A 24169-nucleotide genomic window follows, 5' to 3' on the forward strand; every position below is an offset into this window, starting at 1 on the left:
CGGTATCGGCGCTGAAGTTTTGACCTGGACGGTGAACGGAGCCGGATGCACCGACCGGGATGGCGGCGGGTACATAGAGCCCGATGCGTCACAAAGTCATAGCAGGGCTGCTGGCGAGGTCCGCTGTGGGCCTACAACCCGACACGGCCCTGCGAACAGGAGCGACGTCCGGATCCGACATGCTATGCTGCCTGCACACCTTGTTCATATCGCCGGATCAGAGTTCTCAGTACCGGCAGCTGCGCATCGTCCAGAGCGAACTGCACACTGAAGAGCTCGGAGTTCCGCATTCCGATGATGGACAAGGGCAGCTCCAACCCGTCCAGGGACAGAATGCCGCGCGTCCCGGCCCCCAGCGTGCCCTGCTTGCCACGCAACAGGGCGCCCCGCTCCGATATATCGACGATCTGAGTTTCGGTGGCTGGGCGTCCGGCGATCAGCAGTTGCGCCGGCAGGTCGACCGCGACTCTCTCATGTGCGCGCCGGTTGACGCTGTCGGTCGAAGTACGCACCACGTGGATCACCACCTGGCGCAACTGCAACACGGCGGTTTCCAGCACCCCCGCCGTCTGCTGGACGGCCTCGGCCTGCTTGCCGGTCTCGCCGGCGGCGCCACGCACGTCGTCGGTACGCTGCGACATCCGGTTCGCCGCCCCCGCGGTTTCGCCGACACTGCGGGCGATCTCGGCGGTCGCGGCGCCCTGCTGCTCGACGGCGGCTGCGACCGATGTGGTGATGCTGTCGATCTCGCCGATCATCGTCACCATTTGCCCGACTTCACCGGCTGCGTGCGCCGTTGCCTGCCGGACTGCACTGATCTGGCGGGTGATGTCCTCGGTCGACCGGGCAGTCTGCGTGGCAAGTTGCTTGACCTCGTTGGCGACCACGGCAAATCCCTTGCCGGCATCTCCGGCCCGTGCTGCTTCGATGGTTGCGTTGAGTGCGAGCAGGTTGGTCCGGGATGCAATGTCCGCGATCATGCCTGCGACCTGCCCGATCTGCTCGGCCTGTTTCGACAGGGCATCGATGCTTTCTCGGGCGCGGCGCCCTGCCACTACGGCTTTCTGCGCCGACGTGCTGGAGTTGGTTACCTATTGCATGATCTCGCCGATCGAGGCGGTCAACTCTTCCGCCGCACTGGCAACTGTCTGAGCCGTGACCAATGTTTGCGTAGCTGCGACGGCTGCCTCGGCGGCGTTCTCCCCGGTGCGCCCCGCGGTCGCCGACATGGCGCTGGCGGTGATCGACATGTCTCCGGTCAAGGCGCTGACCCTCTCCACGGCAAGCCCCGCCTCGCGCTCGATCGTCTCCGCCATCTTGTTCAGCGCCAATCCGCGGCTGCCCTGCTCTTCCCTGGTATAGGTTTCCAGAAGAACCTCGAGATCGAGCCAGGCGACCTTGCTGAGCGCCGAACGGAGTGCCAGCCTCTCTGCATCTTTTCGGCCGCTGAAAATCCGTATGCCGGGGCGGCCGACGTGTTCAAGGTCGAGGTCCTTGACGATTCCGTTCATGACGCTCGCATGGCAGATCGCGACCGCGTAGCCGGGCACCTCGAACTTGTAGAAGATCGAGGCCAACGCCTCGGCGGACTCGATGAAGCCACTATCGAGTTCTCCCGAGACCACACGGGTCCAGTGAGCGACGCGAACCGCATGCACGGCCGGGTTCATCAAGGCTGCCTGCATGGTCGGCCAGCTGGAGAAGGCGCCATGGAGTTCCTCCAGCAGCCTGGGCAGTCGTTGCTTTGCAAAGACTGCCTGTCGTTTCAGGATGGCGATGTCCATCGGCGTGATATTGAAAGCCTTTACTCGCTTTTCCTGATCGGCGCTGAAGGTCATGAGGCGGGTTTGCTCTCGACGGTGGCTGTAAGATCACAGCCTCCTGGGGCAGAATGTACTGAAACGATTAATGAACCATGAAGCGCGGCTCCTGCCGGGGCTGAATCAACCCGAGGTCGGCGGACAGGTAAGATCGGGCTCCTGCGGCTTGCCTGATGGACGCCCCGAGGACAAGCTCGCAGTCGTTTAGCGGATGCCCTGGATCCCGCTTCCCTGCGGCATAGCGCCTGTCGTGCCCTGTCCACGGTATGCTGCGATAGTCGGTCTGATCAGGCCAGCAGCGCTCCCTTGCTGCCGCGACGGCGAAGATCGTCAGCATCTTGAAAGGGGGCAGCGCACGCCGAGCGACAGGAGCATGTCCGGGCGAGGCTTGACGGAAAACCCGGACTGGGGTTCGTCGCCCATCCTGCTGGCTCAGGCCCCATCTCGTCCTGCCGTAGGTCGGCGCATGCTGTTCAGGGCGAGCTGGATAGCAGTAGCTCGATCGACGGGCTTCCGCGATGCCCGATCCGGTTCCGCGGCCAACCTGAGCAGCTCATTGATTGACTGGTGCCGACACTCGGAATTGAACCGAGGACCTACTGATTACGAATCAGTTGCTCTACCCCTGAGCTATGTCGGCAGCCGTGGGTGGCCTATACAAAACCCTGAGCATCCCCGCAACATGCCGCCTCGCAGGGTCGGTCGCGCTCTGCGGCTGCACGACCACGAGGCGCCGGCCCGACGGCGCCGATTATCCTGACCGAGGCGATCGTCGGCATGAGTCCAGACCAACCCGCTCCTCCCACGCAGGCCCCCGTGACCGGTGCTCCCAAGAGCAGACTGCCCCGGCGGCCAGCCCTGAAGAGCCTGCGCCTGCACCCCAAGCCGCGCCGTCCGGTCACCGACCTCGCCCGGCTGCATATCCTCGACGGGCTCGCCGAATGCCCGAGCTGCGGCTATTTCCAGCACGTGCCGGATCTCAAGCCCGGTCACGTCGCAGACTGCCGCCGATGCCGCGGCCAGATCGGCCGGCGTCGCACCAACCCGCCGGTCTCCACACCGCTCGCCTTCTGCCTGGCGTCGGCCGTGCTGTATCTGTTGGCGATCAGCCAGACGCTGATGACCTTCGACCTGTTCGGCCGCACCAACACCGTGACCCTGCTGACCGGCCCGCTCGAGCTGATGCGGGAAGGCTGGGGCGTGGTGGGAGCGCTGGTGCTGTTCGCGACCGTCATCGCACCACCGATCGTCATCGGGCTCATGCTCGCGGTGCTGGTGGCGGCGGCACAACCGCAGCTGCCGCACTGGGCGCCCGGACTGATGCGGCGCTACGAGCACCTGCGGCCCTGGTCGATGATCGAGGTGTACATGCTCGGCGTGTTCGTCGCCTACACCAAGCTGATCGACCTGGCCCACGTCGAGGTGGGCGTCGCCGTGTGGGCGCTGGCGGGCCTGATGGTCACCATGGCCGCGACGGACTCCACCCTCGATATTGACCTCATCTGGCACAAGCGTCCGGTCGCCCGCTTTGCCCGCCGGCCCAATGGTCGCCGGGTCATCGTCTCGACCGTCGATGCGTCGGAGATCGATCTGCCGCCGGCCCGCAGGATGGTGAGCTGCATGTCGTGCGGTCTCGTCTGCGCTGCCGAGCGCGACCTGCCGCAGGACCGGGTGCTGGGCAACTGCCCCCGCTGTCAGGCTGTGGTCCGCCGCCGCAAGCCGCAGAGCCTGCTGCGCTGCATCCTCCTGGTCAGCTGCGCGATCATCCTCTACGTGCCCGCCAACCTCTATCCGATCATGACGATCATCCAGATCGGCCGGGGCGGCGGCCACACCATCCTGAACGGGGTTCGCGAGCTGTACGAGGCGCACATGCTACCCCTGGCGCTGCTGGTGTTCTTTGCCAGCATCACCGTGCCGGTGCTGAAAATCGTCGGGCTGGTGCTGATGGTGTGGTGCACCTGGCGGGGGTCGGCCAGGCGGCTGGTCGACCGGGCGCGGCTGTTCCGGTTGATCGACTTCATCGGCCGCTGGTCGATGATCGACGTGTTCATGGTATCGATCCTGGTGGCGCTGGTGCATCTGGGCAGCATCGCCAACATCAACGGAGAACCCGGCTTGTTTGCCTTTGCCTCGGTGGTCGTCTTCACGATTTTTGCGGCGGACTGCTTCGATCCGCGCCTCATGTGGGACGCCGCCGGGCTGAACGGTGTCGCCGTCGCCCGTGAAGTCAAGCTCGGCATGGGCGAGACAGCGTCCGGCGGCACCTCCGGCGCAAGGCCGGTCGGCGCGTGAGCGGCCAGCAGGAGCATCCCGACAAGCCGGCGCACGACGCGGCTGCCGTCGCGGACGACCAGGCGTCGGAAGCCACCATCCGGCCGGCGCGGTTCTCGCTGATCTGGGTCATCCCGATCGTCGTCGTGGCGATCGCGGCCTATCTCGGGTGGCAGACCCTGTCGCGCCGCGGTCCGGAGATCACGCTCGAGTTCCAGACCGCCGACGGCCTCACCGCCGGGCAGACCCAGGTCAAGGAGAAGGCGGTCGCGCTCGGCACCGTCATCGGCATCGCGCTGTCGAACGACCTGAAGCGGGTCGAGGTGCGGGTGCGGATGAACGCGCAGGCCAAGCCGTTCCTGACCAGCAACGCGCAGTTCTGGGTGGTCCGGCCGCGGCTCAGCGGCGCCACCGTGTCGGGTCTCGATACGCTGGTGTCCGGCGCCTACATCGCGGTCGATCCCGGGTCGCCGGGCGGTCAGCCGCAGGACCATTTCAAGGGGCTCGAATCCCCGCCGGGCGTCCGTTCCGACGAGCCGGGCCGGACCTACACGCTCACCACCAGCAGCATCGGCTCGATCAGCGAGGGCGCGCCGGTGTTCTTCCGCGACGTCGTGGTCGGCGAGGTGCTCGGCTACACGATGCCGCCGGGTGGCCGCGGTCTGATCCCGGTGCAGGTGTTCGTGCGCGAGCCGTACGACCACTACCTGCGCACCGACACGCGATTCTGGGACGTGTCGGGCATCCGTGTCGATTTCTCCGGTGGCAGCCTGCATCTGCAGGTCGAATCGCTGCAGGCGGTGCTGTCGGGCGGCGTCGCGTTCGGGCTGCCGCAGGAGCGCCGCGACAAGGAGGCGACCGAGGCCCCGGACAAGGCGGTGTTCAAGCTCTATGACAGCAAGGACGATGCCGACACCGCCGGCTACCATGAGCGGCTGCAGATCGTCAGCTACTTCAAGAGCTCGGTGAAGGGCCTGGCGATCGGCAGCCCGGTCGACATGTTCGGCCTGCAGGTCGGCAACGTGACCGACGTCAAGCTGATGCTGAACCGCGACACCGGCGACGCACAGGTCCGGGTGGCAATGGAGATCCAGCCCGAGCGGGTCTTCTCCGACGAGGAGATGAGCAAGGGGTCGATGACCGAGGTGACCCAGGCGCTGGTCAATAACGGGCTGCGCGCGGAGACCGACAGCGGCAACATCCTGACCGGCTCGACGGTGATCTCGTTCTCGTTCGTGCCGAACGCCACGCCCGAGAAGATCACCATGGAAGGCAACGCGATCCGGCTGCCGAGCAAGCAGGGTGGCATCAACGGCATCATGGACAGCCTGTCGACGGTCGCCGACAAGATCGCCGCGATGCCGCTGGTGCAGATCGGCGACAACCTGAACAGCCTGCTTGCCCACACCGACAGCACGGTCAACGGGCCGGAGCTGAAGGACTCGCTGAAGCAGCTGTCGAGCACGCTGCAGAGCGTCCAGCACCTGGCGAGCCATGCCGACCAGGGCATCACGCCGCTGATGCAGCGGCTGCCGCACATCGCCGACGAGCTCGACCAGACGGTGGCGCATGCCAACACGCTGCTGACGTCCTATGGCGGCAACTCCGACTTCCACCACAGCGTGCAGCAGACGCTCGACCAGCTGAACGAGACGGCCCGCTCGATCCGCCTGCTGGTCGATTATCTCAGCCGCCACCCCTCCTCGCTGCTGCTCGGCCGAGGCAAACCATGAGGCCGTTCATGAGGCTGCGTCACGTGCGTGCGACCACCCTGGTCGGCGCGTTCGCGTCGGTCGCGCTGTCGCTGGCCGGCTGCGGGTCGTCCGAGCCCGCGTATTACACGCTGAACGCCGCGCCGGGTGTTGCCCAGGCCGGCGGTCCGGTCACGCTGAAGGTGCGCACGCCGTCGGTCGCGACGATGCTCGACCGGGATTACATCGTCCGCAACGACCAGGACAACAAGCTGAAGCTGGCGCCGGACGCGGCCTGGGGCGAGCCGCTGGCCGACATGATCGGACGCAGCCTGGTCATCGACCTGCAGCAGCGGCTGCCGGGGACCAGCGTGTTTTCCGAGGCGGGATCGATCTCGACGGAGGCACAGGCCGTCGTGGAACTCGACATCTCGCAGTTCGCCGAGGATGGCGCAGGCCATGCCGAGATCAACGCGCTGCTGTCGGTTCAGCGTCCGGATTCAGGCCCGGCGCAGAGCCACGTGATTCATCTGGTGGCGAGCCCGCAGGGCACCGACGTGGCAGCCTTGGCAGCGACACTCAGCCAGTTGCTGGGTCAGGTCGCGGACGAGGCAGCCCGTGAGGCGCGTGCGTTGGGACCGATCGCCCCGGACACCCAGACCATGCCGGTGCAGCCGCGGGCCTGAACCGCGGCTACAACGCGTCGAGCCTCAGACCTTCTCGACCTGGCCGTATTCCAGGTCGACGGGGGTGGAGCGGCCGAAGATCGAGACGCTGACCTTGAGGCGGCCCTTCTCCTCGTCGACATCCTCGACGGTGCCGTTGAAGCTGGTGAACGGGCCGTCGGCCACACGCACCTGCTCGCCGATCTCGAACAGGATCGACGGGCGCGGACGCTCCACGCCTTCCTGGGTCTGCTTCATGATCCGCTCGGCCTCGGAGTCCGGGATCGGGCTCGGCTTGGTCTTGCTGCCGAGGAAGCCGGTGACCTTGGGGGTGTCCTTGACCAGATGCCAGGCATCGTCGGTCAGCTCCATCTTCACCAGCACGTAGCCGGGGAAGAACTTTCGCTCGGAGTTGACCTTCTGGCCGCGACGCACCTCGACGACGTCCTCGGACGGCACCAGCACCTCGTCGATATGATCGGCCAGACCCTTCTGCAGGGCCTGCTCCTTGATCTGCTGGGCAATCTTCTTCTCGAAGCCCGAATAGACGTGGACGACGTACCAGCGCTTCGCCATGACCTCTTCCTAGAACTCCGATTTCCGCAAGCGAGGCTTGTGGCTAACTACCAAGGCCGAACAGGGCCCGCACGCCAAGCCCGATGACCTGGTCGACAATGAAGAAGAAGATCGCGGTCAGTGCCGCCATTGCCGCCACCAGGCCGGTGGTGATCAGCGTTGTGCGACGCGTCGGCCAGGTGACCTTGGTCACCTCGGAGCGCACCTCGCGCAGGAATTTTGCAGGACTTACAGCCACGCCGCACCTTCTCGACACCGATAGACCAGCCGCACGACGCCTTTGAGAACGCCGCCACCGTGACACGACCATACAGCATGGACGGGCGGCTGGCAGGGGCGGAGGGTCTCGAACCCGCAACCTCCGGTTTTGGAGACCGGCGCTCTAGCCAATTGAGCTACACCCCTGCAGCGCCGCCGCCACCGCGATCGACCCTGGACGTTCCGAAACGGCGCGCCCCAGGCCTGTCGCCCGGTGAACCCGGCGCAGTGGGCGTAAAGAGGATGAGCGGCCCCGGAAGTCAAGAGCCTGCATGCGGCAGGGACGTTGTCACCCGGCCGACGGTGGGTCTTGCCCTGGGCGACTGGAAGGCGCTAACACGTCGCTGCGCATGAGTGCCGAGCGGGCGTAGCATAGTGGTAATGCTGTAGCCTTCCAAGCTACCGAGGAGGGTTCGATTCCCTCCGTCCGCTCCAGCGCGATCCCGGTTTCAGCGATGCTCGGCAGGAGCGCGGAAGTTGGTGGAAGGGGTTGGATTCGAACCAACGTAGGCGTACGCCAGCGGATTTACAGTCCGCCCCCTTTAGCCACTCGGGCACCCTTCCGGCCGGGCACGGCACCTACGGCCGAACGCCGGTTCTGTCAACATACGCCAGGCCGCTGCGAGCAGGCTTCGCACGCGCGGTGACGCGGACGGCGACTGGTCGTAACATGCGCAATGCGCTCCAGAACCCCAGACCGTCCGGCCAAGCCGCCAGCACCCCATTCCACCCGTCCAGGTCCCGCTCGCGGCGATGCGACCCGTAACGAGCGGCCGCGTGGCGAGCGCCCCGAAGCCGGGCAGGGCAAGCCGGATAGGCCGCCGGCAGCTCGGTCGGCACCGACGCTGCGTGCGCCCTCGCAGCAGGCCCGGCTCGAGCATAAGCGGCCAGAGAACGCTGGCACCGAGGCCACCCCGGAGCCGTCACGTGGCGGCCAGCGGCGGGGCCAGCATCGTAATCTGGGCGGTGCGCAGCCGGCCGGGGCGGCCAACTGGCTCTACGGCACGCATCCGGTGATCGCCGCCCTGGCCAATCCGCAGCGCCGCCTGCGTCGCCTGTTGCTGACCGACGAAGCAGAGGCCGGTCTCGCCGCGCGTCTGGGTGGGCCTCTGCCGCTCGCCGCGGAACGCACCGATCGCTCACGCCTCGACGCGCTGCTCGGCCGCGACGCGGTGCATCAGGGCATGGCGCTGCTGGCCGACCCGCTGGCGACGCCGACACTGGACCAGGTGCTGCAGCGACCGGGCCTGATCCTGGTGCTCGACCAGATCACCGACCCGCGCAACGTCGGCGCCATCCTGCGCTCGGCGGCGGCCTTCGGGGTCGCGGCGGTGATCCTGCAGGACCGCAACGCACCGGAGGAGACCGGCACCCTGGCCAAAGCCGCGTCGGGCGCGCTCGAGGTGGTGCCGGTGCTACGGGCGGTGAATTTGTCGCGCACGCTGGTGGCATTGAAGGCGGCCGGGTTGTGGACGGTCGGGCTCGATGCCGGCGGCAGCAGGCTGGATGGCGCGTCGTTTAAGGATCGCCGGGTGGCGCTGGTGCTCGGCGCCGAGGGCGAGGGCCTGCGCCGGCTGACCCGCGAGACCTGCGACGAGATCGCCGGGCTGGTGATGCCGGGCACGATGGAGAGCCTGAACGTCTCCAACGCCGCGGCTGTGGCGCTCTACGAGATGGTGCGGACGCCGGGCTGATCCTTGCTGGCCGGGGCGTTGCGGCAGGCGTCGGAGCAGTAGCGCACCTGCGCCCAGTCGCGCGCCCACTTCTTGCGCCAGGTGAACGGGCGGCCACAGCGGGCGCACAGCTTGCTCGGCAGGTCGGATTTCGCCACGCCGCGCGGCATCAGGCTGGACCCGCCAGCATCGACGCAGCTAGCCGGGTGCCGGAGAGCCAGGCGCACTCGACACGTGGCCCCAGCAGCCAGTCGCCACACACGCCCAGGCCCAGCCGCGCATTCCACAACGAGCCTTTTCCGGCATCACCCGAACGGGCATAGCGCCAACGGTGGGCGGTGGCGGCCAGCGGTGCCGGCAGATCGACGCCGGGAGCCTGTTCGAAGGCTGCGAGCAGCTCCGCGAGGACGGTGTCCGCCCGGTTCTCGAGATGGGCGTCCGACCAGTCCGCTTCGGCCTGGATCACCCAGCTTTCAGGCCCGGTGCGGCCAGGCTTCGCCGAGTTGCGCGCGGCCCAGCCGATCGGCCCGTGGTGCTGCAGGACATCCGACGTTTCCGACAGACCCGTCCCGAACGCCACCATCACCGTCCAGCACGCTCTCGACCGGGTGCCACCGGCGAGGTCGGCGAAGTCGCTGTCCCACGGTTCGAGTAGCGGCGCCGCCTGCTCAGCCGGCACCGCCACGACGACCGCATCGAACGGGCCATGTTCGTCGGGGTCGATGCGGAGCCACCAGGCAGGGTCGGGCTCAGCGTTGCGCCGAAGCGCGTCGATTCTGGAAGACAGATGCACGTCGAGCCCGGATGCAAGTTGACGGGCCGGCGCGTTCATCGTGGGCGTGCCGACCCAGGCATCGGCGCCTGCTGCCGGCCAGGGTGCAGCGAGTCCGAGCGCCGCCCAGCGATCGATCTCGGCCTGGAATGCGGGGTCATGCGCCGTGAAGTACTGGGCGCCGTGGTCGAAGCTCGCCTCGCCGGACGGTGTGTCGATTCGGCGCGTCGAGAGCCTGCCGCCGGCGCCGCGCGCCTTGTCGAACAGCGTCACCGAGGCGCCCGCGGCTTGCAGTGCGGCGGCGCAGGCCAGCCCGGCCAGTCCGGCACCGATCACTGCGATCCGCATGATGTGCTCCCGAATGGCCTGTCGCCCGGCCGCCGCCGGGCCCATGTGTGGTCCATGTCAAATCTGCTGATCTGGTACGATGGCGGTTGCCCGCTCTGCCGGCGCGAGATCGCCCTGATGCGCCGGCTCGACCGACGAAAGGCGATCGAGTTCGTCGATGTCAGTCGCGAGGAGACCGTGTGCCCACGCGACCGCCGCGAGTTGCTGGCCCGGTTCCACGCCTTGGAGAACGGCCAGATACTGGCCGGGGCGGCGGCGTTCGCCGCGATGTGGCGCGCGATCCCGGTGCTCCGGCCGATCGGCCTGCTGGCCCGCAATCGTCGCGTGCTGGCATTGCTCGAGCGCCTGTACGACCGCTTCCTGCAACTCCGCCCCGGCATGCAGCGCCTTGCCCGCCGCCTCGAGCCGGCACCGCCTGGCTGAAGCGAGTCTGGAAGAAAACGCGTGCGAACGTGGTGTGCCGAGCGAGGGTGGCGTGCCTTCACGGCACGGCCGGCGTGCTCTTCGAGAACCGGAGCGGAGCGGCCTTGTCGGCGGTGAGCACCGAAAGCGCAGAAGGTCGCGTCGGACCGCCGGCACAGCGCATTCGCACGCGTTTTCTCAGATGATGTAGTCGACGGGGGGGAGCGACTGATCCATCGTGAACGCCGGCATGCTGGAATGCCGGGTGCCGACCAGCCGGGCCGGGTTGCCGACGACGGTGGTATAGGGGCGCACGGACTCCAGCACGATGCTGCCGGCGCCGATCTTGGCACCCTCGCCGATCTCGATGTTGCCCAGGATCTTGGCGCCCGCGCCGATCAGCACGCCGCGCCGGATCTTCGGGTGGCGATCGCCGACGCTCTTGCCGGTGCCCCCGAGCGTGACCCCCTGCAGCATCGACACGTCATCTTCGAGCACGGTCGTCTCGCCGATCACGATGCCGGTGCCGTGGTCGATCAGCACGCGCCGGCCGATCCGCGCGGCGGGGTGGATGTCGAGCCCGAACAGCTCCGAGGCCCGGCTCTGCAGGTGCTGCGCCAGGTGGCGGCGGCCCTCGTTCCAAAGCCAGTGCGCCACCCGGTACATCTGCAAAGCCTGGTAGCCTTTGAAATACAGGAACGGCGTTACGAGGTCCGGGCAGGCCGGGTCGCGCTCCTTGATCGCCACCAGGTCGGACGCAGCGGCGGCGACGATCTCCGGGTCGGCGGTGTGGGCTTCGGTCACCATCGTCGCCAGCGCTTCCGCCGGCACCGTCGCATCGGCGAGCTTGCGGGCGATCAGCCAGGCCAGTCCCGTCGGGAAGTCGGCATGGCGGTGGATGCTGGTGCCGAGCAGCCGGCTCATGATCGGATCGCCGCAGCAGGCAGCCTCGACGATCAGCTGGCGCCACAAGGCCGCGAGATCGATCGAGCCAAGGGTCGTACCCACCGTTGCCACGACCGTGGCGTCGGGGGCGCGGTCCGCCTCATTCGAGCGTGCGTCGAAATCGGGTGCCAACTCGCTGTCCGGGTGGAGGCTGGTGCTATCCATCATGATCGGTCCGCGTCCGGGTCGTTCGGGATGGCAGATAGTGAGCGGCGGTTCACTCTGCGAGTCCAGCTTCGCCTCTGGCCGGTGCGACCGGAAGCGCCTGGCCGCCGCCGCCCATCGCCGCCCGCATGAAGGCACGCCGGAGCCTCGGCATGCGGTGGACGCCGGCGATGCCGAGATCGCGCGCCAGCCTGACGACCGGGTTGTCGTTGCTGAACAGCCGGTCGAGCAGGTCGGTGGCGGCCAGCATGGCGAGGTTGGCCGGGCGACGGGCAGCCTGGTAGCGGGCCAGCAGGGCCGGATCGCCGAGGTCGTCGCCCGCCGCTTGGGCCGTGATCAGCAGCCCACTGAGCGCCTCGATGTCGCGAAAGCCCAGGTTCAGCCCCTGGCCGGCGATCGGGTGGATGCCGTGCGCCGCGTCGCCGACCAGGGCCAGCCGGGTCGCCCGGTAGCTGTGGGCGTGCAAGGCGCCGAGCGGATACAGCCAGCGACGCCCGACCAGGCGGATCGCGCCCAGATGCGAGCCGAGCCGGCGCTGGATCTCACGGGCGTAGTCGGCATCGTCCAGCGCCATCAGCCGCCGCGCGGTGGCGTTGTCGTCGCTCCAGACGATCGCGGACAGGTGCGGCGCGCCTTCGGTCGCGGCCATCGGCAGCTGCGCGAACGGGCCGCCGGGCAGGAAATGCTCCAGCGCGTGGTTGTGGTGCGGCTTCTCGTGGGCGATCGCGCAGACCAGCCCGCTCTGCCGGTAGCCGAAGCGGGTGACCGCGATCCCGGCCTGGCGACGCAGCGGGCTCTCGCGTCCTTCCGCGGCGACCACCAGCTGGGCCCGGATCGTCTGTCCGTCGGTGGTGCGGATCGTGGCACCTGCCTCGGTGCGAGTGACCGTGGCCTCAGCAGGCGCGACGACGTGGATGCCGGGCGTCGCGTGCAGTGTCGTGTTGAGCGCCACCCGCAGGCTGCGCGCCTCGGTCATCCAGCCGAACGGCTCGCCGATCTCGCGATGGTCGAAATGCAGGAACAGCGGCGAGGCGGGCAGGCCGGGCTTGCCGTCCGAGACCCTGATGCCCTCGATCGGGCCGGATGGCAGCGGCAGATGGTCCCATACCCCGGCAGCCTCGAGCAGCCGGCGCGAGCTGGCGGCGATGGCGTAGGCGCGGCCGTCGAAATCCGGGTGCTCCATGGGGGGCAGTGAAGCCCGGTCGATGATCGCGACCGGGATCCCGGCAGCGCCCAGGCGGCAGGCCAGGGTGGCGCCGACCGGGCCGGCGCCGACCACGCACACCGCAACGTCCAGGACCGTATCGCTCATGACGCAACACCAGGGGCATCGCGGCTTTCGCGATGTTGCGCAGGATCAGTGCGAAAGCGGCACGAAATTGCGTCGATCTGCATGGATTTCGAGCAGGATCGTGTCATCCGTGTCGCAGCCGGCGACGTGATTCGCGCCCGGTGATCAGTGGCATGGTTCTTGGATCGATAGCGTGCCAAATCGGGGCTACTCCGGCGCGGCGTTGGAGACAGGGGATTCGTCCGGCCCGGCATGTGCCGATCAGCCGTCGGGGCCAAGCAAAAGTTTAGAGAGAGGTGCGATGAAGCTCGTCACAGCAGTCATCAAGCCCTTCAAGCTCGATGACGTAAGAGAGGCACTGACGCCGCTTGGTGTTCAGGGCCTCACGGTCTCCGAGGTTAAGGGTTTCGGTCGGCAGAAGGGGCAGACGGAGATCTATCGTGGTGCCGAGTATCACGTCAGCTTCCTGCCGAAGGTGAAGATCGAAGTCGCCGTGTCAGATGACATGGTGGACCAGGTGGTCGAAGCCATCCTGCAATCGGCACATACCGGCAAGATCGGCGACGGAAAGATCTTCGTGACCGAGATCCTCCGGGCCGTCCGCATCCGCACCCGCGAGACCGGCGAGGACGCACTGTGAGCAAAGCCCTGCCCATGAACCTGTCGTCCCAGTCGTTTCGTGCCAGGGCCGGCTCGGTCGGCACGCGTGTCGCCCCCGCACTGGTGGCGTTCGCGCTGCTCGGTCTCGCGCATCCGGCAATGGCCGCGGCGGCTCCCCCGCCGCCGCCGCCCAAGCTGGATAGCGGCGACACCGCCTGGATGCTCACCAGCACCGCGCTGGTGCTGCTGATGACCGTGCCCGGCCTGGCGCTCTACTACGCCGGCATGGTCCGCAAGAAGAACGTGCTGGCCACGCTGATGCAGGCCTTCGCGATCTGCTGCCTGGTCACCATCACCTGGACGGTGGTCGGCTACAGCCTGACCTTCACCACCGGCAATCCCTACATCGGCGACTTCTCGCGCCTCATGCTGAACGGCATGGGCGCCAACATCTCCAAGGGCAACGATATCGGCTTCACCCTCGGGCTCGGATCGTCCAATCCGACGGTCACGACGATCCCCGAGAGCGTCTACATGATGTTCCAGATGACGTTCGCGATCATCACACCCGCGCTGATCGCCGGCGCCTTCGCGGACCGCATGAAGTTCTCCGCCATGTGCGTGTTCATGGTGCTGTGGTCGCTGGTGGTCTATGCACCGATCGCGCACTGGGTCTGGAGCCCGATCGGCTGGGTCGCGGCGTTCGGCGCGATCGACTTCGCCGGCGGCACCGTCGTGCATATCAACGCGGGCATCGCCGGCCTGATGTGCGCGATCGTGCTCGGCAAGCGCACCGGCTACGGCCATGACGACATGTCGCCGCACAACCTGACCTACGCGGTGATCGGCGCCTCGCTGCTCTGGGTCGGCTGGTTCGGCTTCAACGCCGGCTCCGCGGTCAGCGCCGGCGGACGGGCCGGCATGGCGATGGCGGTCACCCAGATCGCCACCGCGGCGGCAGCACTCGGCTGGATGTTCGCGGAGTGGATCGTGAAGGGCAAGCCGACGGTGCTCGGCATCATCTCCGGCGCGGTGGCCGGGCTGGTGGCGATCACCCCGGCTTCGGGCTTCGTGCTGCCGGGTCCGGCCATCATCATCGGCGTGGCCGCGGGCGTCGGCTGCTACTTCGCGGCAACCTCGCTCAAGCACCTCTTCGGCTACGACGACAGCCTGGATTGCTTCGGCGTGCATGGCGTCGGCGGCATCATCGGCGCGCTGCTCACCGGTGTGTTCGCCTTCGGGCCGCTATCGGCCACCGATGCGGCGCCGGGCGGCACGGTGGGCTCGTTCGCGCAGTTCATCATCCAGGGCAAGGCGGTGTGCGTGACGCTGATCTGGAGTGGCGTGCTGTCGTTCGTGCTGCTGAAGGTGATCGACCTGACGATCGGGCTGCGCGTCAGCCGCGACGACGAGGTCGAGGGCCTGGACATGACCCTGCACGGCGAACGTCTCGGCTGATCTGACCAACGCACTTGTCTGACTTGAGGGGGCGGCTTTCGGGCCGCCCCTTCTCGTTTGGGCGGTGCTCACAGGAAAGGTGATGGCAACTCCAGGCGGCAGGTCACGTAGTTCGGCCTTCAACGCCCTATTAGGGCCTGCGACCGGAGACCGACATGAAGGCATTGACCTGGCAGAGCCGCGGCAAGATCACCTGCGAGACGGTTCCCGATCCGATCATCCAGGACGGACACGACGCGATCATCAAGGTAACGGCCTGCGCGATCTGCGGCTCGGACCTGCATCTGATGGGCGGCTTCATGCCGACCATGGAATGCGGTGACATCCTCGGCCACGAGACCATGGGCGAGGTGGTCGAGGTCGGCCGCGAGAACACGAAGCTGAAGGTCGGCGACCGCATCGTCGTGCCGTTCACGATCTGCTGTGGCGAGTGCCGCCAGTGCAAGTGGGGCAACTTCAGCTGCTGCGAGCGCACCAACCCGAACGGCAAGATGCAGGCCGAGACCTTCGGCTACCCGCTCGCCGGGCTGTTCGGCTTCTCGCACATCACCGGCGGTTTTGCCGGCGGCCAGGCCGAGTACCTGCGCGTGCCGTATTCCGATGTCGGCCCGATCATCGTTCCCGAGGGCCTGACCGACGAGCAGGTGCTGTTCCTGAGCGACATCTTCCCGACCGCCTACATGGCCGCGGAAAACTGCGACATCCAACCTGGCCAGACGGTTGCCGTATTCGGTTGCGGCCCGATCGGCGTGCTCGCGGTCAAGTCGGCCCTGCTGCTGGGTGCCGGCCGGGTGATCGCGATCGACACGGTGCCTGAGCGGCTGGCGCTGGCGCAGGCCGCCGGTGCGGAGACGATCGATTTCGGCAACCAGAACGTCCAGGAAACCCTCATGGAGATGACCCATGGGCTCGGTCCGGACGCGGTGATCGAGGCGGTCGGCATGGAGTCGCACGGCGCCGATACGCTGGCGCAGAAGGCGACTTCGGCCGTGATGTCGGCGACCGTCAGCATGGAGCGGCCGTACGCGTTCAACCAGGCGGTGCTGGCATGCCGTCCGGGCGGTGTCGTGTCGATGCCGGGCGTCTATGCCGGCATGGCCGGGCCGATCGCCATGGGCATCCTGATGAACAAGGGACTGACCCTGCGCACCGGGCAGACGCACATGCTGCGCTACATGCAGCCGCTGATGGAGCGCATCCAGAAGGGCGAGATCGACCCGTCCTTCATCATCAGCCACGTGTCCACCAACCTCGAGGACGGTCCCGCCCTGTACGAGACCTTCCGCGACAAGAAGGATGACTGCACGAAGGTCGTGTTCAAGCCGCACGGCTGATCCCAATCGGCTCGGGGGGCCGGCCGGGTCGGCTCCCCACGTCGAAGATCCGATTCGATCGGATTTTAGCGATCGTGCCGGACGAACATCCGGTTGGTCGCGTAGCTGATCAAGACGTCCCGGTCGGCGAACCAGTCGGCCCCGAGCAGAAGGTCGACCGGCTCGTCCAGCGGCGCCACGGTCAGTACCGGGTGGCGCTGGGTTTCGCTGCCGATCACCAGGCGGCTGAAGCGGTGCCAGTGATAGCTCGCTTCGTGCAGATCGACACCCGCGGTGATGCCGCCCGGATCCCCATCGAGCATCTCGGGATCCACTCCAAGACGGATCGCCGCCTGCCTGGACAGGATCCTCGAGCGGGCTCCGGTGTCGACCAGCACACTGATCGGCTGTCCGTCGAGGATGGCCGTGAACGTCAATCGGCTGCCCTGCCGGGTTAGCGGGATGGTGTCGAACGACCCACCCCAGCCATTCGGGAAAGCGCATGTCGCCGCATCCGAGGGGATGCTCCAGAAGCTGATCCGGTGCCGGGGGAGATCGAATTCGACATCGAAGCGTGACAGTACGTCTGCGCCAAGCAGACCGACGACCGGTGGCGTCACGATCGGCATCCCTGGAAGCCCGCCTGCAGGCATGCTGCCACCGCCCAGTCGCAGGGCCCCGATCACGAGATCCAGGTAGCGCACGTTCGGGACCGTCCTGCCGACCCCGCCCGTGCCCTGCATGACCGTCTGACGGGAGCCGTCGCGGTGAAGGCCGAGCCTTGCAGCTCCGAGAGCGGTGAACAGCCCTGCATCCGAGCCGGTGTCGACCAGCATGGTGACCGGCCGACCTCCGATCATGACGGGCATGTTGATGAAGCCGTCATTGTCGTCGAGCGGCGCCTGAGTTGCGAGCCGACCCTGGCAGTTCTGCGCCTCTGCGGCTGGGCTCCACGACATCGAGACGATGCAGAGTGCCGGCAGGATCCGTGAAAATCGGGTCACCACGACAGTCGGCCTCGTGGCTTCAGGCGTCTTCCCCTGCCGATCGGTCCTGCGGACCAGCCTCAGCGGCCGCCGTGCCCACCACCGCCGCCACCATGACCACCACCGCCGCCGCCGCCATGGGAGCCGCCACCGCCACCGCCCGCGTGGCCGCCGCCGCCGCCACGCGCTCCGGTCGGGATCCCGGGCATTCCACGGCCCCCGCCGAAGCCCCGGCCGCCGCCGCCACGGTTGAAGCCGCCACCGCCGCCACGATGGTCGAACCCACGATCGCCGCCGCCATACGGACCGACCAGGTAGCCGCCACCCCAACCGCCGTAACCGCCGCCCGAGGTATCGTAGTAGTCGCCGCCATATCCGCCGCCGCCGTCATAGCCGCCACCATAGCCGCCGACGCAGGCGGACAGGCCTCCGAGGAGCGCCAATGCCAAGATGAGTGCGGGCCGCTTCGCGCGATGCGAGGTCATTTCGCGTTCCCCGCCGGTGCGTCCGTCGGCCATTCCATCACGCCGAACAAGGCGCCTTGCGGATCAGCCAGGATGGCGATCTTGCCGCCATGTCGATCCACCCTTGGCGACAGCACCACCTTGCCGCCCAGGCTCGTGGCCTTGGCAGCCATTGCCGTCGCATCGTCGACCCGGATGTAATCCAGCCAGCGCGGACGGGCTCCGACCCAGCTCGAGGGGATCGAATTGACACTGGCACGGGCGAAATTATCGGATGCCATCAGCATGTGCTGCGCGGTTGCAGGATCCTGCGGCGTGCTCATGTTGAACAGGTCGTAGCCGAACACCGTCTTGTAGAAAGTGACCGCCTTGGTCGGATCCGTGGTGATCAGCGAGCTCCAGATCCAGTCGCCCGGGTCTGCAAGCAGATCGGGGGGATCGCCGCTCGTCGATTGCAGCATGGCGAACACCCCTCCCTGCGGATCGGTGAACACCGCTTCGCGTCCGAGTTCCGCGAGTTGGTGCGGCGGGAGTAGCACCTTGGCGCCGGCCTGCACTGCCAGGCCCTCGGACGCGTCGAGGTCGGAGGTGGCGATAAAGGAGATCCAGTTCGGACGCCGCCCGGTCGGCAGAGGACGCTGGAACATGCCCGCGACCACCTGGCCGTCGAGCGAGGCCTGGGTGAAGCTGCCCTGGCTCTGCTCGAAATCCTGGAAGCTCCAGCCGAACAGCGATCCGTAGAACTGCTTGGCGGCGGCGATGTCCGGCGTCACGAGCTCGGCGAACACGATCTTGCCGGGGTGATGCTCGGTGCTGGCCGGCACGTTAAGCGGTGCCAGGTCGGCCGCCGAGGCAGCAGGCGCGGAGAGCGCGGTGGCGCCGGAGAGAACCAGACTCAGCCCGACGACGATTGCCCTACCCAGCCTGTCGGCATCGTGTCGTTGCACTATCGATCTCCTGCGCCGCCGCTGCCTGTCGGGGAGCGTGCTACTGGAATTACGCTACGCAACCGAACCGGTTTCCGGCGCGCCATGATTGGCCTGGCCGTGATCGGGAGCGTGCAGCCGGCCGGCGGCGAAATCGTCCGTGGCGTTCAGCAGCGCGGTCAGGATGCCGGGCTCGGTGGTGGCGTGGCCGGCATCGTCGATCAGGTGGAAGGCGGCGTTCGGCCAGGCGCGGTGCAGCTCCCAGGCGGTGCGGGCCGGGGTGGCGACGTCGTAGCGGCCCTGCACGATCACCCCCGGCAGATGCGCGATGCGCGGCACGTCGCGCAGCAGCTGGCCGTCCTCGAGCCACGCGCCGTGGGTGAAGTAGTGGTTCTCGATGCGGGCGAAGGCGAGCGCGAAGGCGTCGTCGCCATGTTGCAGGGTCAGCGCCGGATCCGGCAGCAGCGTCAGTGTCTCGCCCTCCCACAGGCTCCAGGCGCGGGCGGCCTGCATCCGGATTGCGGCATCCTCGCCGGTGAGCCGCCGGCGGTACGCTGCGATCAGGTCGTGGCGCTCGACCTCCGGGATCGGTGCGAGGAAGCGCTCCCACTTGTCGGGGAAGAGCCAGGATGCGCCCTCCTGGTAGTACCAGAGCAGCTCCGCCCGGCGCATGCCGAAGATGCCGCGAAGGATCAGCCCGGTGGCACGCTCGGGGTGGGCTTGCGAATAGGCGAGCGCCAGGGTGCTGCCCCAGGAGCCGCCGAACACCAGCCATTTGTCGGTGCGGGTCATCTCGCGCAGCCGCTCGATGTCGGCGACCAGGTGCCAGGTGGTGTTGGCCTCGAGCGAGGCGTGCGGCGTCGACCGGCCGCAGCCGCGCTGGTCGAACAGCAGCACACGGTAGCGGTCGTGATCGAACAGCCGGCGCTGTGTCGGTGTGCAGCCGCCGCCAGGGCCGCCATGCAGGAACACGACCGGGATGCCGTCGGGGTTGCCGCACAGCTCCCAATAGACGGAATGGCCGTCGCCGGCATCGAGCATGCCGTGGGCGTACGGCTCGATCGGCGGATAGAGCGCTCGCCTGCCCATTGCCTGATCAGCCATCGACCGATTCTCCCCCGCCCAGATCCATGCCGTGCCGCGGATGCGTCCGTCGCCAGACATCCAGCAGATGCCCCTCGTCCGCCAGGGTGTAGCGCTGCGTGCTGGACAGGCTCGCATGGCCGAGCAGCTCCTGGATCGAGCGCAGGTCGGCGCCGCCTTCCAGCAGGTGGGTGGCGAACGAGTGCCGCAGCGCGTGCGGCGTGGCACTGTCGGGCAGGCCGACCAGCCGTCGGTACTCGCGCATCGCCTTCTGCGCCACCGCGGCATCCAGCCGTCCGCCGCGCACCCCCTGGAACAGCGGCGCGTCCGGGGCCGGGGCCGGGTGCTGCGAGGCCCACGCTTGCAGCGCCGCCAGCACCGCGGGGAGCAGCGGGACCAGGCGTTCCTTGTTTCCCTTCCCCCGGACCCGCAGGACGGCGTTGTTCCCGGCGCGCGGCAGGTCACGCAGATCGAGGGACAGCGCCTCGGCGATGCGGAGGCCGGCGCCATAGAGCAGCGTGAAGAGGGCGGTGTCGCGGCTGGCGGCCATCGTCGAGTGCGCCAGGTCGGCGATCCCGTCCGGCACCGCCAGCGCCGCGGGCACCGGCAACGGACGCGGCAGCGGAGCGCGAATCCGCGGCGAGGCCAGCAATCCGGGTGCGGCGTTGTCGACCCCGTGCTGCCGGGCCAGGTGCCGGTAGAAGCTGCGCATCGCCGAGACCCGGCGCACGCGGGTGCGGTTGGCCTTGTCGCGCGAATAATCGGGGGCCGCGGTGGCGTGACGCGCCTCCTCGGCCAGCCAGGCGCGCAAGTCGGCCTGTCGCAGCCCGGCAAGTGCTGCCAGGTCCGGCTCACCGCCGAGATGGGTGGTGAGGAAGTCCACGAACCGTCGGAGGTCGCCGCGATAGGCCGCGATGGTGTGCAGGCTGGCCCGCTTCTCGTGCGCCAGCCAGTCCAGGAACTCCTGCACCAGCACACTGCCTGTCGGAGCGGGTGTCACCAGGCGGGGCTCGGGGCACGATTGGCGGCGGCCAGCGTCTCGATCCGTGCCGCCAGGGCCTCGCCGAGGAACGCCAGCGCTGCCCGGCCGCCACCGCCTGCGCTGCCACCGGTCATGCTGGCCGGCAGTCCTTCCTCGAGCACCGCCATGTCCCGGCTGGCCAGTGCCAGCAGCATCGGCGGCTGTCCCTCGACCTGCACACGCAGCAGCGCGTCCTGCATGGCCAGCCCGGCAGCCTCGCCATGCAATTCGATCGGATCGGATGGCGTCGTTCGCACCAGCACGTCGTGCCGCCCGAGCAGGCGCGCCACGGTTCCGGCGGCGACACGACGTGCCATCAGTCGCGATGTCATGCCGCGCTGCCGACCAGGGCCGCCTTCGATGCACAGGAGTGCCGAGTCGATCCCGAGCAGGCCGGGCAGGTCGCTCGTCACCCACTCGCCGACATCCGGGGCGCGGATCAGAGCCAGCACCGCAGCGCGGACGCGTTCGGCGAGCCCGACTGCCGCACGTCCGGCCTTCAGCACGCTCTGGGCATGCGCCGTCATGTCGGCTGCCTGCTGCCGCGCCGCGTCGATCATCGCCGCCATGTGGTCGGCCATGATCTCGCCATGGACCCGACGCGGGGGTGCCAACAGGCTGTAGATATCCAAGCGGGTCGCCAGCCAATCAGGATTGTCGGTCAGGAAGCGTGCCACCCGGCCGGCTTCGCCCTGGTCGCCCGGCGGCGGATCATTGTCCATGGCGACGATCGCTCCCACACTCGGGGCGGCCGGATGGCTTGCCCGAAGCGGCCGAACTGGATCGATCCCTGTCCCAGAAACACATCACGCCGATTAGCTTAGACGCCTCCGCCGCCGCGACAAAGCCGGTCCGGAATGGCGCCTCCCGGGTGCCGGTGCTGCTGCCGTACCCGTTCCAGGGGGCGTTCGATTATGCGCAGCCGGAGGCGCTGGCACTGGAGCCGGGCGACGTCGTGATGGTGCCGCTCAACCGGCGCGCCGAGGTGGGTGTGGTCTGGGATGCACCGGTCGGGCTGCCCGGGGATCTCGCAACGCCGCCACCGCCATCGGTCGCCGATGCCAAGCTCAAGCCGGTGGCGGCCCTGCTCGACGTGCCGCGGATGCCGGAGAGCCTGCGCCGGTTCGTCGACTGGGTCGCGGGCTACACGCTGAGCCCGCCCGGGCTGGTGCTGGCAATGGCGTTGCGGACCAACGCCTCGCAGCCGGTGCCGCCGACCACCGGCTGGGTCCGCTCGGGCAGCAACTCCGCCACCGCACGCGTCACGCCCGCCCGCGCCCGGGTGCTGCAGGCGCTGACGGATGGCGCCCCGCGCAACACCGCCGAGCTGGGACGCGCGGCCGAGGTCGGCACCGGCGTGGTCAGGGCGATGGCCGAGGCGGGGCTGCTGGTGGAGGTGGCGATCGCCGGCCCGGCGGCATTCGGCACTCCGGATCCGGATCACCAGGATCCGGTGCTGTCACCCGACCAGAACACCACGGCGCAGCGGCTGCGCGGGCTGGTGCAGGGGCGGCGGTTCCAGGCGGCGCTGCTCGACGGCGTCACCGGATCGGGCAAGACCGAGGTGTATCTGGAGGCGGTGGCGGCGTGCCTGGCGGAGGGGCGGCAGGCGCTGGTGCTGCTGCCCGAGATCGCGCTGTCGGCGCAGTGGATGCAGCGCTTCGTCAGGCGGTTCGGCGTCGAGCCGGCGGTCTGGCATTCCGATCTCGGCTCGAAGCGGCGGCGCATCACCTGGCGCGCGGTGGCCGGCGGCGAGGCGCAGGTGGTGGTGGGCGCGCGGTCGGCGCTGTTCCTGCCGTTCCCCGACCTCGGGCTGGTGATCGTCGACGAGGAGCACGAGACAGCGTTCAAGCAGGAGGACGGCGTCACCTACCATGCGCGCGACATGGCGGTGGTGCGCGCCCGGCTGTCGTCGGCGCCGGTGCTGCTGGTGTCGGCCACGCCCAGCCTGGAGACGCTCGCCAATGTCGAGAGCGGCCGCTACCAGCACCTGACGCTTGCCGTTCGGCATGGCGGCGCCACGATGCCCGGGGTGGCGGCGATCGATCTGCGCGACCATCCGCCGGAGCGCGGGCGGTTCCTGAGCCCGGTGCTGATCGAGGCGGCGCGGGCGGCGATGCAGCCACCGGACGGTCGGCCGGCCGAGCAGGTGATGCTGTTCCTGAACCGGCGCGGCTATGCCCCGCTGACGCTGTGCCGGACCTGCGGACATCGCATCCAGTGCCCGAACTGCACCGCCTGGCTGGTCGAGCATCGTGCCCGCCGGCAACTCGCCTGCCACCATTGCGGGCACACCGAGGCGGTGCCGACGCACTGCCCGGCCTGTAACGCCGAGAACAGCCTGACGCCGATCGGTCCGGGGGTGGAGCGCATCACCGAGGAGGCGCGGCTGACCTTCCCGGATGCGCGCCTGCTGGTGATGGCGAGCGACACGCTGCCGGGGCCGAATGCGGCGGCCGAGGCAGTTCGGAAGATCGCCGATCGCGAAGTGGACCTGATCATCGGCACCCAGATCGTCGCCAAGGGGTGGCATTTTCCGGGGCTGACGCTGGTGGGTGTGGTCGATGCGGACCTCGGGTTGGCCGGCGGGGATCTGCGTGCGGCGGAACGCACGGTGCAGCTGCTGCACCAGGTCGGGGGTCGCGCGGGGCGGGCGGAGGCGCCGGGGCGGGTGCTGCTGCAGACCTACAACCCGACCCATCCGGTGATGCAGGCGCTGATCGCCAACGATTTCGCCAGCTTCATGCAGAAGGAGGCGGCACAGCGGCGGCCCGGATGGTGGCCGCCCTATGGCAGGTTGGCGGCCCTGATCGTCAGTGCCGATACGGCTGATGCAGCGGATGCGGCGGCACAGACGCTCGGTCGCAGTGCGCCGTCAGGGGAGGGCGTGCAGGTGCTGGGACCGGCACCTGCGCCGCTGGCGATCCTGCGCGGGCGCCATCGCCGGCGGTTGCTGCTGCGCACGCGGCGCGAGATTGCGGTGCAGCCGATCCTCAGGCGCTGGCTCGACGGCCTGCAATTCCCGCGGTCCGTACAGGTCGATGTCGATATCGATCCGGTCTCGTTCCTGTAGCAGCCTTGGGCGTTCAACGTGGGATGGCGAGAGCCTTGCTCCATGGCGGAGCGAAATCGTCTCGATGGATTGCGAATTCTCACGATCCGATGACGCTGTTACGTTTCGTCGTATCGTGAGCATCGCGTGCTCCGATGCATCGGTCGCGTCTCGCGTACCATCCAGGCTGAACCAATGCTCTGGGGCGAGCACACGAACTTTCCTCTTTTACAACTTCGATGAACGGGCGTGCGCGGAGGACGCAAGCGGGAGCCATTTCCGGTTGCGGGATCATTCCGGCACCAAGAACTCACTGTTTTGTCAGAGGCACCTGTCCCGAGTTCCTGATCATATGGCCTCGGTCTTGCAAAGTCCTGACGTCTGCG

At 68.3% G+C, this 24169-nt stretch carries 23 protein-coding genes and 4 tRNA genes; 10 read left to right on the forward strand and 17 right to left on the reverse strand.

The features are described 5' to 3' along the window. Positions 1-182: 182 nt before the first annotated feature. From ACOEQ2_RS09790 to ACOEQ2_RS09800, 3 genes are all read right to left on the reverse strand, one after another. A complete protein-coding gene (locus ACOEQ2_RS09790) occupies positions 183-1055 on the reverse strand; it encodes a methyl-accepting chemotaxis protein (RefSeq protein WP_419727805.1) in 873 nt (290 codons plus the stop codon). A 36-nt stretch (positions 1056-1091) separates the two neighbouring features. After that, positions 1092-1838 (reverse strand): protoglobin domain-containing protein, encoded by a 747-nt coding sequence (locus ACOEQ2_RS09795; protein WP_419727806.1) that lies wholly within the window; start codon positions 1836-1838, stop codon positions 1092-1094. Positions 1839-2385: 547 nt separating this feature from the next. Then, positions 2386-2460: transfer RNA gene (locus ACOEQ2_RS09800), tRNA-Thr, on the reverse strand. A gap of 176 nt (positions 2461-2636) precedes the next feature. Here ACOEQ2_RS09800 and ACOEQ2_RS09805 point away from each other — a divergent pair. Genes ACOEQ2_RS09805 through ACOEQ2_RS09815 form a run of 3 tightly spaced genes read left to right on the forward strand, consistent with a single transcriptional unit; the run spans position 2637 to position 6471 of the window. Then, the gene (locus ACOEQ2_RS09805; protein WP_419727807.1) at positions 2637-4115 is read left to right on the forward strand and encodes a paraquat-inducible protein A; all 1479 of its coding nucleotides are present in this window, start codon (positions 2637-2639) and stop codon (positions 4113-4115) included. Beyond that, positions 4112-5827: an intermembrane transport protein PqiB gene (locus ACOEQ2_RS09810; protein ID WP_419727808.1), complete on the forward strand. Its 1716-nt coding sequence runs from the start codon at positions 4112-4114 to the stop codon at positions 5825-5827. Before ACOEQ2_RS09805 ends, ACOEQ2_RS09810 begins: the two co-directional genes overlap by 4 nt. Before the next feature lie 8 nt (positions 5828-5835). Further along, positions 5836-6471: a PqiC family protein gene (locus ACOEQ2_RS09815; RefSeq protein ID WP_419727809.1), complete on the forward strand. Its 636-nt coding sequence runs from the start codon at positions 5836-5838 to the stop codon at positions 6469-6471. 24 nt (positions 6472-6495) lie between these two features. Here ACOEQ2_RS09815 and nusG read toward each other — a convergent pair whose 3' ends face one another. The 3 genes from nusG to ACOEQ2_RS09830 form a co-directional block, all read right to left on the reverse strand. Continuing rightward, positions 6496-7026 (reverse strand): transcription termination/antitermination protein NusG, encoded by a 531-nt coding sequence (gene nusG, locus ACOEQ2_RS09820; RefSeq protein ID WP_419727810.1) that lies wholly within the window; start codon positions 7024-7026, stop codon positions 6496-6498. Positions 7027-7069: 43 nt separating this feature from the next. Then, positions 7070-7264: a preprotein translocase subunit SecE gene (secE, locus tag ACOEQ2_RS09825; RefSeq protein ID WP_419727811.1), complete on the reverse strand. Its 195-nt coding sequence runs from the start codon at positions 7262-7264 to the stop codon at positions 7070-7072. 90 nt (positions 7265-7354) lie between these two features. After that, positions 7355-7431: transfer RNA gene (locus ACOEQ2_RS09830), tRNA-Trp, on the reverse strand. Positions 7432-7645: 214 nt separating this feature from the next. Here ACOEQ2_RS09830 and ACOEQ2_RS09835 point away from each other — a divergent pair. Continuing rightward, positions 7646-7719, forward strand: a tRNA-Gly gene (locus ACOEQ2_RS09835). Positions 7720-7762: 43 nt separating this feature from the next. Here the strand turns inward: ACOEQ2_RS09835 and ACOEQ2_RS09840 are convergent. Continuing rightward, a tRNA-Tyr gene (locus ACOEQ2_RS09840) sits at positions 7763-7848 on the reverse strand. Positions 7849-7961: 113 nt separating this feature from the next. Here ACOEQ2_RS09840 and rlmB point away from each other — a divergent pair. Beyond that, positions 7962-8978, forward strand: a complete 1017-nt coding sequence (rlmB, locus tag ACOEQ2_RS09845; protein ID WP_419727812.1) for a 23S rRNA (guanosine(2251)-2'-O)-methyltransferase RlmB — start codon at positions 7962-7964, stop codon at positions 8976-8978. Here the strand turns inward: rlmB and ACOEQ2_RS09850 are convergent. Beyond that, positions 8951-9115 (reverse strand): DUF2256 domain-containing protein, encoded by a 165-nt coding sequence (locus ACOEQ2_RS09850; protein ID WP_419727813.1) that lies wholly within the window; start codon positions 9113-9115, stop codon positions 8951-8953. The two genes, rlmB and ACOEQ2_RS09850, sit on opposite strands and share 28 nt — an antisense overlap. 11 nt (positions 9116-9126) lie before the next feature. Next, the gene (locus ACOEQ2_RS09855; protein WP_419727814.1) at positions 9127-10077 is read right to left on the reverse strand and encodes an NAD(P)/FAD-dependent oxidoreductase; all 951 of its coding nucleotides are present in this window, start codon (positions 10075-10077) and stop codon (positions 9127-9129) included. Between the two features lie 54 nt (positions 10078-10131). Here ACOEQ2_RS09855 and ACOEQ2_RS09860 point away from each other — a divergent pair, with 54 nt between their 5' ends. Next, positions 10132-10500, forward strand: coding sequence for a DCC1-like thiol-disulfide oxidoreductase family protein (locus ACOEQ2_RS09860; RefSeq protein WP_419727815.1), 369 nt, complete (start codon positions 10132-10134; stop codon positions 10498-10500). A 177-nt stretch (positions 10501-10677) separates the two neighbouring features. On the opposite strand, the gene cysE is transcribed toward ACOEQ2_RS09860, so the two are convergent. Then, positions 10678-11592: a serine O-acetyltransferase gene (cysE, locus tag ACOEQ2_RS09865; RefSeq protein WP_419727816.1), complete on the reverse strand. Its 915-nt coding sequence runs from the start codon at positions 11590-11592 to the stop codon at positions 10678-10680. A 49-nt stretch (positions 11593-11641) separates the two neighbouring features. Continuing rightward, positions 11642-12901 (reverse strand): UbiH/UbiF/VisC/COQ6 family ubiquinone biosynthesis hydroxylase, encoded by a 1260-nt coding sequence (locus ACOEQ2_RS09870; RefSeq protein ID WP_419727817.1) that lies wholly within the window; start codon positions 12899-12901, stop codon positions 11642-11644. A gap of 280 nt (positions 12902-13181) precedes the next feature. Here ACOEQ2_RS09870 and ACOEQ2_RS09875 point away from each other — a divergent pair, with 280 nt between their 5' ends. The 3 genes from ACOEQ2_RS09875 (at position 13182) to ACOEQ2_RS09885 (ending at position 16272) form a co-directional block, all read left to right on the forward strand. Continuing rightward, positions 13182-13520, forward strand: coding sequence for a P-II family nitrogen regulator (locus ACOEQ2_RS09875; protein WP_419727818.1), 339 nt, complete (start codon positions 13182-13184; stop codon positions 13518-13520). Between the two features lie 14 nt (positions 13521-13534). Beyond that, positions 13535-14938: an ammonium transporter gene (locus ACOEQ2_RS09880; RefSeq protein WP_419727819.1), complete on the forward strand. Its 1404-nt coding sequence runs from the start codon at positions 13535-13537 to the stop codon at positions 14936-14938. Positions 14939-15093: 155 nt separating this feature from the next. Continuing rightward, positions 15094-16272, forward strand: a complete 1179-nt coding sequence (locus tag ACOEQ2_RS09885) for a zinc-dependent alcohol dehydrogenase (protein WP_419727820.1) — start codon at positions 15094-15096, stop codon at positions 16270-16272. Positions 16273-16337: 65 nt separating this feature from the next. On the opposite strand, the gene ACOEQ2_RS09890 is transcribed toward ACOEQ2_RS09885, so the two are convergent. The 6 genes from ACOEQ2_RS09890 to ACOEQ2_RS09915 form a co-directional block, all read right to left on the reverse strand. Then, positions 16338-17255, reverse strand: a complete 918-nt coding sequence (locus ACOEQ2_RS09890) for an aspartyl protease family protein (RefSeq protein ID WP_419727821.1) — start codon at positions 17253-17255, stop codon at positions 16338-16340. Positions 17256-17317: 62 nt separating this feature from the next. Further along, positions 17318-17722, reverse strand: coding sequence for a hypothetical protein (locus ACOEQ2_RS09895; protein WP_419727822.1), 405 nt, complete (start codon positions 17720-17722; stop codon positions 17318-17320). Beyond that, positions 17719-18648, reverse strand: a complete 930-nt coding sequence (locus ACOEQ2_RS09900; protein WP_419727823.1) for a VOC family protein — start codon at positions 18646-18648, stop codon at positions 17719-17721. Before ACOEQ2_RS09900 ends, ACOEQ2_RS09895 begins: the two co-directional genes overlap by 4 nt. 54 nt (positions 18649-18702) lie before the next feature. After that, a complete protein-coding gene (pip, locus tag ACOEQ2_RS09905; protein WP_419731189.1) occupies positions 18703-19716 on the reverse strand; it encodes a prolyl aminopeptidase in 1014 nt (337 codons plus the stop codon). A 7-nt stretch (positions 19717-19723) separates the two neighbouring features. Next, complete coding sequence (locus ACOEQ2_RS09910; protein ID WP_419727824.1) at positions 19724-20710, reverse strand: tyrosine recombinase XerC; 987 nt, start codon at positions 20708-20710, stop codon at positions 19724-19726. Then, positions 20707-21453: a hypothetical protein gene (locus tag ACOEQ2_RS09915; protein ID WP_419727825.1), complete on the reverse strand. Its 747-nt coding sequence runs from the start codon at positions 21451-21453 to the stop codon at positions 20707-20709. The genes ACOEQ2_RS09910 and ACOEQ2_RS09915 overlap by 4 nt, the downstream gene beginning before the upstream one ends. A gap of 92 nt (positions 21454-21545) precedes the next feature. Between ACOEQ2_RS09915 and ACOEQ2_RS09920 the strand changes: the two genes are divergently transcribed. After that, a complete protein-coding gene (locus ACOEQ2_RS09920) occupies positions 21546-23804 on the forward strand; it encodes a primosomal protein N' (RefSeq protein WP_419731190.1) in 2259 nt (752 codons plus the stop codon). The last annotated feature ends 365 nt before the right edge of the window (positions 23805-24169 follow it).

It is taken from the genome of Lichenicola sp., from assembly GCF_965198575.1.
Classification (GTDB): Bacteria; Pseudomonadota; Alphaproteobacteria; order Acetobacterales; family Acetobacteraceae; genus Lichenicola.

What these genes read in the sequence shown, in the direction of transcription:
- ACOEQ2_RS09880 (WP_419727819.1), top strand. Translation starts at nt 13,535, where the DNA reads ATGAACCTGTCGTCCCAGTCGTTTCGTGCCAGGGCCGGCTCGGTCGGC.
- cysE (WP_419727816.1), bottom strand. Translation starts at nt 11,592, where the DNA reads ATGATGGATAGCACCAGCCTCCACCCGGACAGCGAGTTGGCACCCGAT.
- ACOEQ2_RS09815 (WP_419727809.1), top strand. Translation starts at nt 5,836, where the DNA reads ATGAGGCTGCGTCACGTGCGTGCGACCACCCTGGTCGGCGCGTTCGCG.
- ACOEQ2_RS09895 (WP_419727822.1), bottom strand. Translation starts at nt 17,722, where the DNA reads ATGACCTCGCATCGCGCGAAGCGGCCCGCACTCATCTTGGCATTGGCG.
- ACOEQ2_RS09860 (WP_419727815.1), top strand. Translation starts at nt 10,132, where the DNA reads ATGTCAAATCTGCTGATCTGGTACGATGGCGGTTGCCCGCTCTGCCGG.
- rlmB (WP_419727812.1), top strand. Translation starts at nt 7,962, where the DNA reads ATGCGCTCCAGAACCCCAGACCGTCCGGCCAAGCCGCCAGCACCCCAT.
- ACOEQ2_RS09915 (WP_419727825.1), bottom strand. Translation starts at nt 21,453, where the DNA reads ATGGACAATGATCCGCCGCCGGGCGACCAGGGCGAAGCCGGCCGGGTG.
- pip (WP_419731189.1), bottom strand. Translation starts at nt 19,716, where the DNA reads ATGGGCAGGCGAGCGCTCTATCCGCCGATCGAGCCGTACGCCCACGGC.
- ACOEQ2_RS09795 (WP_419727806.1), bottom strand. Translation starts at nt 1,838, where the DNA reads ATGACCTTCAGCGCCGATCAGGAAAAGCGAGTAAAGGCTTTCAATATC.
- ACOEQ2_RS09885 (WP_419727820.1), top strand. Translation starts at nt 15,094, where the DNA reads ATGAAGGCATTGACCTGGCAGAGCCGCGGCAAGATCACCTGCGAGACG.
- ACOEQ2_RS09855 (WP_419727814.1), bottom strand. Translation starts at nt 10,077, where the DNA reads ATGCGGATCGCAGTGATCGGTGCCGGACTGGCCGGGCTGGCCTGCGCC.
- nusG (WP_419727810.1), bottom strand. Translation starts at nt 7,026, where the DNA reads ATGGCGAAGCGCTGGTACGTCGTCCACGTCTATTCGGGCTTCGAGAAG.
- ACOEQ2_RS09870 (WP_419727817.1), bottom strand. Translation starts at nt 12,901, where the DNA reads ATGAGCGATACGGTCCTGGACGTTGCGGTGTGCGTGGTCGGCGCCGGC.
- ACOEQ2_RS09875 (WP_419727818.1), top strand. Translation starts at nt 13,182, where the DNA reads ATGAAGCTCGTCACAGCAGTCATCAAGCCCTTCAAGCTCGATGACGTA.